This window comes from Stutzerimonas sp. (genome assembly GCF_982611455.1).
This window is the reverse complement of sequence record NZ_CEXBBO010000010.1, coordinates 122,797-131,410: the sequence shown is the minus strand read 5'-3', so window position 1 is coordinate 131,410 and position 8,614 is coordinate 122,797. Positions and strand designations below refer to the sequence as shown.

Here is an 8,614-nt window from a genome sequence, read left to right as displayed (position 1 = left end):
AGCCTGAAGCCTGAAGCCTGAAGCCTGAAGCCTGAAGCCTGAAGCCTGAAGCCTGCCGTAACTGCTACAATCGCCGCTTTTCCGTCTTCTGGAGTTCCTCCGGTGTCTGTCGTGTTCGTCGCCGCTTCCAAACTGCCGACGCCGTTCGGCGTGTTTACCATGCATGGTTTTCTCGATCAGGACACTGGTAAGGAACATGTCGTACTGACGCTGGGTAATGTTGCAGACGGCAAGCCCGTGCTGGGCCGGCTGCATTCAGAGTGCCTGACGGGGGATGCCCTGTTCAGTCTGCGCTGCGATTGCGGCTTCCAGCTTGAGGCTGCGCTGCGGGCCATTTCCGAGGAGGGGCGCGGTGCGTTGCTCTATCTTCGCCAGGAAGGCCGCGGTATCGGCCTGCTGAACAAGATCCGCGCTTACGAGCTGCAGGATGCCGGTGCCGATACCGTCGAAGCCAATGAACGTCTGGGCTTCGCCCCCGACATGCGCGACTACGCGATCTGTCTGCCGATGCTCGAGCACCTGGGCATCGCCGAGATCAAGTTGATGACTAACAACCCGCGCAAAGTGAAGGCGCTTCAGGGCTTTGGCATCCGTGTCGCCGAACGCATGCCGCTGCAAATCGCGCACAATCCGCACAACCGCAAGTACCTCGCCACCAAGGCCGGCAAGCTCGGCCATATGCTCGGCGAGATTCACCAGGGCGAAGCCGAGCAGTCGTGAGCCGTACGGCCGCCCGCCGCCAGCTGTCACGTGATGGCTGGCTGTATCTACTATTTATCGTGGTGCCCGCGCTGATCACCAGCCAGCTTCCCGAGCTGGCTGGCCGCTTCGGTGAGCGTCTTGCCTTGCCGTTGTTCGTAATCGGACTCGCCTTCCTGTTTTTCAATCTGCCTCGTTTTACCGCTTACAAGCATGCGTTGATCGCCACGGAAAATGCGTTCGGCACCGATGACGAATCGGCGGCGTGGGCCGCGCTGCGTGGTACTCGACTGCGTGCCTTGAGGATCGCCGCGTTGCCGTCCTGGCTGGCTGCAATCGGTGCACCACTCGGGCTTGAACCTGTCGCAGAATTGCTGTTGGTTTGCGGCAGTTTGGCGCTGCTGGTGCTCTATCGCGTTCCGCGTCAGTTGCGGTGATGCGCGCGCTGCTGCTGTTCGTTGCGCTGCTCATTTCGCCTTTGCTGACGGCGGCGGAACGGGTTGTCAGCTTGGCGCCTTCCCTTAGCGAAATCATGTTGGAGCTGGATGCAGCCGATCTGCTGGTCGGCGTACTCGACGGCGGCAATCGACCGGCAGCGCTAGCCAAAGTCCCTTCGGTGGGGCGGGTCGGTCAGCTGGAAATGGAAAGCCTGCTCGCACTGCAACCGACATTGGTACTGCTCTGGCCCGACAGCATCAGCCGCGCGCAACGCGACCAGCTCGAGCAATTCAGTATTCCCTTGCTCGTTGCGCAACCGACCTCGCTTGAGCAACTGGCCGCGCAGTTCGCGCTGATCGGCGAGCGGGTTGGGCGCGCCGAACGGGGCTTTGAATTACAGAAGCAGTTCGCCGAGGGCCTGGATCAGCTGCGTCGACGCTACTACCGCGAGCATCCACTGGCGGTGTTCTATCAAATCTGGAACCGCCCGCTGTATACCCTCGGCGGACGGCAGATCATCAGTGACGCTATCGAAGTATGCGGTGGCCGGAATGTCTTCGCCGATCTGCGTCTGCCGGCTCCGCAGGTCAGCGTCGAGTCTGTGCTGTCGCGAAATCCCGATGTGATTCTGGCCGGCAGCGGCGCCCAGCTATCCGAGTGGAAAGCCTGGCCGCAGCTCGCGGCGGTGCGCAAGGGCCAGCTGTGGGAAGTGCCGGACAAGGGGCTGGAGCGGCCGAGCTTCCAGATGCTCGGCGCGATCAAGAAGCTCTGTGACGTAATGGGGCAGGCGCGGCGCTGAAGGTGTGTGCTTAACGGTTGCGAGTCCAGTCAAAATGCTCTTTACAGCACGTAGACTCCGCTTCTTCGCTGTTTTCGCCTGCCTCGCTACGTTTTCAGCGGCCTGTTAGAACGATGGCGTCCAGGTTACTGCGAACAAAGCCGTGCGGCCTTCGGTGTTGTAGCCGTAACGGCCGCTGGAGTAGGTCGCTTCTACGTAGTCCTTGTCGAACAGATTGTTCAGCTTGGCTTCCAGGCTGACCTCATGGCTCGCCTGCCAGCTGCCACGCAGGCCAACCAGGGCATAGCCACCGAGTTCGATGGTGTTGGCTGCATCATCGTAGCGACCGCTGACAGCGCGCCAGTTGGCGCCGACCATAAAGTTTCCGAACTGGCGATCCACATCCAGGCTGAGCGTACGCTTGGCACGGCGCGGCAGAACATGGCCGCTGTCGCGGTCGCGCGGATCGATCAGGCCGAGCGCAAGGTTGGTTTGCCAGCCAAATAGTTGCTGTCTGAGTGCGGCTTCGAAGCCATTGATGCGGGCCGTCTGGACGTTATAGGGCAACCAGCCGGTACTGGCGTCCGAGACGATGGCGTCTTCGATGTCGGTACGGTAGATCGACAGTTCCAGCGACCCGGTATCGCTGTAGCGGTTGCGCCATTGCAGTTCATAGCTTCGCGAATGCTCAGGCGAAAGGTCTGGATTTGCGCTTGAGAAACAGGTGCCGAAGTAGCAGGCGTCGGGATAGTAGAGATCATTGAACGTCGGGGCGCGAAAGCCTTCGCTGTAAGAGGCGATCAGGTCGTTGCGAGGGTCCAGCGGAACGGTTAGCGCGGCGTTCCAGCTGTTTTCGCTGCCGTACTGCTGGTTCTTGTCATGCCGCAGCCCTAGCTCGGTGGAAAATACGGAGCCGTTGTAACGGTGCTGGATGAAACCGGCCTGGTTCCAGCGCGCCTCCTCGACGAAGTCGGTGGTGCTGTGCAGGCGGTCTTCATACCAATCGGCGCCCAGAAGGAGCTGATGGTCGCTGTCGAGGGTCAGCGTGTTGACCCAGCTGGCCGAGTCGCGATAGGTGGCGAAGCTGTAGAACATATCCTCAGTGGCACCTGACAGCTCGTTGCCAGTGTCTCGCTTGTCCTCGCTGTGACCTGCCTCGAATCGGCTGCTCCATCGGTCATTGATCTGCAGATCGACGAAACCGGACAATGTGCTGAGCTGAAACTCGGTCGTGGGTCGGGACGGACCAAAGACGTCGTCATATTCGATCTGCCCGCGCTGATCGAGCGCGCTTACGCCGGCTTCCAGTCTTTCATTGAAACGATGCGCCAGGTTCACACTGAGCGAGCGGTTGCGATAGGCATCGTCGTCACGGTTCAGATTGTCACCGTGGCGGGTCGCGTCGATGCCGTCGGTTTCGTTCAGCGAGGCACCGACGTTAAAGCGGGTCTGGCCGTTGCCTCCGGATACTCCCAGGTTACGCTCGAAAGTCGAATGGCTACCCGCGCCGAGGCGCACATAGGGGTTGAGCCCCTTGCCGCTCCCTTGTCGGGTAAAAATCTGTACCACGCCGCCAATGGCGTCGGAGCCGTACAGCGCGGAGCGCGCACCGCGCACGACTTCCACCCGCTCGATCTGGTCAGGGCTGAGAAACTCGAGACTGCTGGTGCCGCTGGACGCTGCAGCGATGCGCTGGCCATCGACTAGAATCAGCGTCTGCCCGCTGGCGGTGCCGCGAACGAGCAGACTGGTGAGGCTACCTGCGCCTCCGGTGCGCACGACATTGACGCCGGGCACGCGCTCGAGCAGTTCGGCCACACTGCGTACTTGCAGGCGGTCTATGTCGGCGCGGTTGAATACGGTCGTTGCAGCCGCTGTCTGCGTTCGCAGTTGCGGCACGCGGTTGGCGGACACGACGGTATCGTTGAGCTTCAGCGCCTCATCGCGGCTTGGCGTCTGGGCGAATGCGGAAACGCTGGGCAGCAGTGCCACAGCCAAGGCAAGACGGGTCAGTTTCATGAATCAATCCTCAAAAGTTCAGAGCTTTTGAGGAGGGCAGGAACAAGCGCGCGGAATAATGCGCAGCGCTTGACGGTGCTGCCCTCCGCAACACCAGTCGAATCCGTCAGGCCGGTCTCCGGGCTTTCGACGCGCACCGAGCTCGCCTTCCCGTGTCAGGACACAGTGGCGGTTGAGCGGGCGGTGATCCGTGGATCACGGTCGATTACCGTTGCGGGGGCAGCGCCGGCTTGGCTCGTTGGAGCGCACCGGCTTCCCGTTTAATGCGGACCTTGCGGTCGTGCACACCTGGGCGGATAAAACGCGCGAACCTTACGGGGTGATGCAGCGAAACACAAGGCAGGCGGTGACAGAAACGTCATCTATCGCGGTTGCGTCTGGGATCGAGCAGATGTTCCACGCAGGGGCTTGAGAACGACGCGTCGCGGGAAGCGCGAAAGATGCGGTTCTGCTTTGATTCGTTTCCAGCGGCGAGCCTGGAAACAAGTGAATATAAGGCGCGGCCTTAGAGGCGTAGGGTGGATGTCGCCTTTTACATCCGGCTTTTGAGGTGGACACGCTTCGCAATTTTCCACGGTGGCATTGTTTTACGACGCAGCCTGTAGCACTTCCAGCCGCGCACGCACGGCGGCTTCGATGCCGCTGGCATCCAGGCCGCACTCGGCAAGCATCTCGCTGGGCTTGGCGTGCTCGACGTAGTAGTCCGGCAGTCCCAGATGAAGGATCGGCTTTTGCAGGTTTTCGTTGGCGAGGAATTCGCTCACAGCGCTGCCGGCGCCGCCCATGATGCTATTTTCTTCGATAGTCACCAGTAGCTCGTGATCGGCAGCCAGCTGGCGCACCAATGCTTCATCAAGCGGTTTGACGAAGCGCATGTCGACTACCGTTGCATCGAGACTTTCGCCGACCTTCAGGGCTTCGGCCAGTTGAACGCCGAAAACCAGCAGTGCGACCCGGCGGCCGCTGCCGTTGCGGCCTTCGCGGCGCACCACACCCTTGCCTATTTCCAGCGGTTCGAGGCCGGGCTCGATCGTCGCGTTCGGGCCGGTGCCACGTGGATAACGCACCGCTGCGGGGCCTTCGAAATGGTAGCCAGTGGTGAGCATGCGGCGCATCTCGTTTTCGTCACTCGGCGTCATCACCAGCATGCCGGGGATGCAGCGCAGATAGGTGAGATCGAAGCTGCCAGCATGGGTCGGGCCGTCTTCGCCGACCAAACCGGCGCGGTCGATGGCGAACAGTACGTTGAGGTTCTGCACGGCGACGTCATGGATCAGTTGGTCATAAGCGCGCTGCAGGAAGGTCGAATAGATCGCAACCACCGGTTTGGCTCCTTCGCAGGCCATGCCGGCAGCCAATGTCACGGCGTGCTGTTCGGCGATGGCGACATCGAAGTAGCGATCCGGGAAGCGCTCGCTGAACGCGACCAGGTCGGAACCTTCCTTCATGGCCGGAGTAATGCCGGCCAAGCGCGGATCAGCGGCGGCCATGTCGCACAGCCATTGACCGAAGACGTTGGAGTATTTCGGGCCGCTGGGCTTTTTAGGGGCCGCTGGAGCGCCGACGGGTTCCAGCTTGCTGATCGCATGCCAGGTAATCGGATCGACTTCAGCCGGGGCGAAGCCTTTGCCCTTCTTGGTCACCACATGCAGGAATTGCGGCCCGGAGAGGTCGCGCATGTTACGCAGGGTGGCGATCAGGGTCGGCAGATCGTGGCCGTCGATGGGCCCGATGTAGTTCCAGCCGAGCTCTTCGAACAGCGTGCCGGGGACCAGCATGCCCTTGGCATATTCTTCGGTACGGCGAGCAATTTCCCAGGCGCCGGGTAGGCGCGACAGGACCTTCTTGCTGCCTTCGCGCATGCTCGTGTAGGTACGGCTGGAAAGAATCTTGGCGAGATAGTTGGACAGACCGCCAACGTTGCGCGAGATCGACATGTCGTTGTCGTTGAGCACCACCAGCATGTCGGCGCCAACTTCAGGGGCGTGGTTCAGCGCCTCGAAGGCCATGCCGGCGGTGAGCGCGCCGTCACCGATCACGGCAATGGACTTGCGCTTCTTGCCCTGCAGGCGAGCAGCGATGGCCATGCCCAGTGCGGCGCTGATCGAGGTGCTGGAATGGCCGACGCCAAAGGTGTCGTACTCGCTTTCGCTGCGGCGCGGAAAGGCCGCGAGACCGTCTTTCTGACGCAGGCTGGCCATGCGTTCGCGGCGACCAGTAAGGATCTTGTGTGGATAGGCTTGATGACCGACGTCCCAGACCAGACGGTCGTCGGGCGTGTCGTAAACGTAGTGCAGGGCAATGGTCAGCTCGATCACACCAAGCCCGGCACCAAAGTGCCCGCCGGTGCGGCCGACGCTATAAAGCAAGTCTTGCCGCAGCTCGTTGGCGAGTTCTTCGAGTTCCGCTTCGCCCAGCCGGCGCAGTTGCTCGGGAGTGGCCGCGCGATCTAGAACGGGCGTTGCAGGGCGGACCCGAGGAATCTCATGGAACGTCTTGGGCATCGAGCGAATCGTTTTTGGCTGAAAAAAGAGCCGCAGTTTACCCGATGGTTACAGCGAGAAGAACGACTCAAGCATCAACGGTCGCCGTCGGGTCGTGTCAGCGAAGCGGCTCGGTGGTTGCCCTGTGGCTTCAGTTGCGGCGTTCGACGATGAAGCAGGCCAGCTGGCGCAACGGCTCAGCGGCGGTGCCGAAGGTGGCGACGGCGTCGAGTGCAAGGTCGCGAAGTTCCAACGCATAGGCCTTTGCCACGTCCATGCCCAGCAGTGCGGGGTAGGTGGGTTTGTCGCGGGCGATATCGGCGCCCTGGTGCTTGCCTAGCGTGGCGGTGTCGCTTTCCACATCGAGAATGTCGTCCTGCACCTGAAAGGCCAGGCCAATGGCCTGCGCGTATTGCTGCAGAGCGGCCAGCTTCTCTGCATCGGCACGACCGCTGGCAAGGGCGCCGAGACGAACGCTGGCCTCGATTAGCGCGCCGGTCTTGTGCCGGTGCATCAGCTCCAAGGCGTTGCGATCGAGCTTTAGGCCCACCGAACCCAGATCGATGGCCTGACCACCGACCATGCCGGCCGGACCGGCTGCGCGGGACAGGCTGACCGCCATTTCCAGGCGCAGCGCCGCGTCCTTCGGGTTATGCGCGTCGCTCGCCAGTGATTCGAAAGCAAGGCTTTGCAGGCCATCGCCGGCGAGGATTGCGCAGGCTTCGTCGAAGGCCTTGTGCGTGGTCGGCTGACCGCGGCGCAGATCATCGTCGTCCATCGCTGGCAGGTCATCGTGGACCAGCGAATAGGCGTGGATCAGCTCGACGGCGCAGGCCGCGCCATCGGCCTGAGCGCTGTCGCCTTCAAGCGCCTCGCAAGCGGCGTAGACCAGTAACGGGCGCACGCGCTTGCCACCGTTCATCACGCTGTAGCGCATGGCTTGGTAAAGGCGTTCGAGTTGCGGGCGGGGCGGGGCGAAGAGCGTCTCGAGACAGCTATCGACGCGCTTTTGGCAGCGCTGCTGGTAGTCGCCGATCATGCTTCGGGGTCCACCTCGAACGGCGCTTCCTGCAGCTTGCCGTCGCGTTCGAGCAGGATCTGTACTTTCTGCTCGGCCTGGCTGAGTGCGGCCTGGCAATCGCGGGTCAGACCGATCCCCTGTTCGAAACAGGTCAGCGAATCTTCCAGCGACAGCTCGCCGCTTTCCAGACGCTCGACCAGTTGTTGCAGCTCGGCGAGGGATTGTTCGAAATCGAGGGCGACTTTCTTGCGGGCCATGGCGGAACCTGTTCTCTGCGGCGGCTGTAAAACGGTCGCGACACTAGCAGAGCTGGGCGGCAGAAGCCATACGCCGAGCGGGCTAAGCGCCTGGTTAGCGCCAGTAAACCGCCTGGAAGTAATAGAGCGTCATAAAGCTGCCGACCAGTATCACGAAGGCGCGTAGCCAGGTCCCCGGCAGCTTCTTGCTCAGCGCGCCGCCAGCGTAGCCGCCGATTGTGGTGCCGATCAGCAGGATCGCCAGCTCATAACCGCTCACACGGCCGGCGATGATGAAGGTGGCCGTGGCAACGCTGTATATCACCGCTGAAATAAGGTTCTTCAGCGCGTTGGCGCGAACCAGTTGATGGCCTTCGATGGAAAACGCCGCCAACTGCAAAATGCCCATCCCCGCGCCGAAATATCCGCCGTAGATCGAAACCAGACCATGCGCTGCGAGCGATGCCGGGGCGTGCGGCGGCACTGCGTTCTCGCCCTTGCGCCGTGCCGCCAGCCAGCGGCTCAGCCAGGGGCTGGCGGCGAACAGTGCGGTGGCGAGCAGCAGCAACCAGGGGATCAGTAGGCTGAACACATCATCGCCGCTGGCGAGCAGCAGCAAGCCCCCTAGCAGGCCGCCGACCAGTCCGGCCAGCAACAATGGAATCAGATAGCGCCCCAGCGGACGCAGCGTCGAGCGCGCGGCCCAGGCGCCAGCGACGCTGGCGGGCCAGAGTGCCACGGCATTGGTCGCGTTGGCGGTGACCGGAGGCAGACCGGTCGCCAATAGCGCAGGGAACGAGAAAAAGGTGCCGCCGCCGGCCAGGGCATTCATTCCGCCCGCTGCGAAACCGGCGGCGATCAGCAGCAATATGTCGAACAGGGGCATCGGACGGACTCGCGGCAAAAGGACGCAGATTATCGCCGCCGCTCCGCTGAGCCA

Annotated in this window: 8 protein-coding genes and 1 riboswitch; of the genes, 3 read left to right on the top strand and 5 right to left on the bottom strand. The window is 62.2% G+C overall.

What is annotated here, in order from left to right:
* The first annotated feature begins 102 nt into the window (after positions 1-102).
* From ribA to AC2LD7_RS08750, 3 genes are read left to right on the top strand one after another with little or no spacing between them, the layout of a single operon-like run.
* Positions 103-720, top strand: a complete 618-nt coding sequence (ribA, locus tag AC2LD7_RS08760; RefSeq protein WP_484597370.1) for a GTP cyclohydrolase II — start codon at positions 103-105, stop codon at positions 718-720.
* Complete coding sequence (locus AC2LD7_RS08755; RefSeq protein ID WP_484597369.1) at positions 717-1,136, top strand: hypothetical protein; 420 nt, start codon at positions 717-719, stop codon at positions 1,134-1,136. Before ribA ends, AC2LD7_RS08755 begins: the two co-directional genes overlap by 4 nt.
* Positions 1,136-1,936 (top strand): cobalamin-binding protein, encoded by an 801-nt coding sequence (locus AC2LD7_RS08750; protein ID WP_484597368.1) that lies wholly within the window; start codon positions 1,136-1,138, stop codon positions 1,934-1,936. Before AC2LD7_RS08755 ends, AC2LD7_RS08750 begins: the two co-directional genes overlap by 1 nt.
* A 105-nt stretch (positions 1,937-2,041) precedes the next feature.
* Here the strand turns inward: AC2LD7_RS08750 and AC2LD7_RS08745 are convergent, their stop codons facing one another.
* The 5 genes from AC2LD7_RS08745 to AC2LD7_RS08725 all read right to left on the bottom strand — a co-directional run bounded on the left by AC2LD7_RS08745 (position 2,042) and on the right by AC2LD7_RS08725 (position 8,560).
* Positions 2,042-3,934: a TonB-dependent receptor domain-containing protein gene (locus tag AC2LD7_RS08745; protein ID WP_484597367.1), complete on the bottom strand. Its 1,893-nt coding sequence runs from the start codon at positions 3,932-3,934 to the stop codon at positions 2,042-2,044.
* Positions 3,935-4,026: 92 nt separating this feature from the next.
* A riboswitch (cobalamin riboswitch) is annotated at positions 4,027-4,242 on the bottom strand.
* Between the two features lie 279 nt (positions 4,243-4,521).
* A complete protein-coding gene (dxs, locus tag AC2LD7_RS08740; protein ID WP_484597366.1) occupies positions 4,522-6,438 on the bottom strand; it encodes a 1-deoxy-D-xylulose-5-phosphate synthase in 1,917 nt (638 codons plus the stop codon).
* 130 nt (positions 6,439-6,568) lie between these two features.
* Complete coding sequence (locus AC2LD7_RS08735) at positions 6,569-7,456, bottom strand: polyprenyl synthetase family protein (RefSeq protein ID WP_484597365.1); 888 nt, start codon at positions 7,454-7,456, stop codon at positions 6,569-6,571.
* Positions 7,453-7,695 (bottom strand): exodeoxyribonuclease VII small subunit, encoded by a 243-nt coding sequence (locus AC2LD7_RS08730; protein ID WP_102837024.1) that lies wholly within the window; start codon positions 7,693-7,695, stop codon positions 7,453-7,455. Before AC2LD7_RS08730 ends, AC2LD7_RS08735 begins: the two co-directional genes overlap by 4 nt.
* 94 nt (positions 7,696-7,789) lie before the next feature.
* On the bottom strand, positions 7,790-8,560 hold the full coding sequence (locus AC2LD7_RS08725; protein WP_484597364.1) for a sulfite exporter TauE/SafE family protein: 771 nt from the start codon (positions 8,558-8,560) through the stop codon (positions 7,790-7,792).
* Between the last annotated feature and the right edge of the window lie 54 nt (positions 8,561-8,614).

Bases quoted from the DNA above. Each gene is read 5' to 3' on its own strand.
- AC2LD7_RS08750 (WP_484597368.1), top strand. From the start codon at position 1,136: ATGCGCGCGCTGCTGCTGTTCGTTGCGCTGCTCATTTCGCCTTTGCTG.
- AC2LD7_RS08745 (WP_484597367.1), bottom strand. From the start codon at position 3,934: ATGAAACTGACCCGTCTTGCCTTGGCTGTGGCACTGCTGCCCAGCGTT.
- dxs (WP_484597366.1), bottom strand. From the start codon at position 6,438: ATGCCCAAGACGTTCCATGAGATTCCTCGGGTCCGCCCTGCAACGCCC.
- AC2LD7_RS08735 (WP_484597365.1), bottom strand. From the start codon at position 7,456: ATGATCGGCGACTACCAGCAGCGCTGCCAAAAGCGCGTCGATAGCTGT.
- AC2LD7_RS08730 (WP_102837024.1), bottom strand. From the start codon at position 7,695: ATGGCCCGCAAGAAAGTCGCCCTCGATTTCGAACAATCCCTCGCCGAG.
- AC2LD7_RS08725 (WP_484597364.1), bottom strand. From the start codon at position 8,560: ATGCCCCTGTTCGACATATTGCTGCTGATCGCCGCCGGTTTCGCAGCG.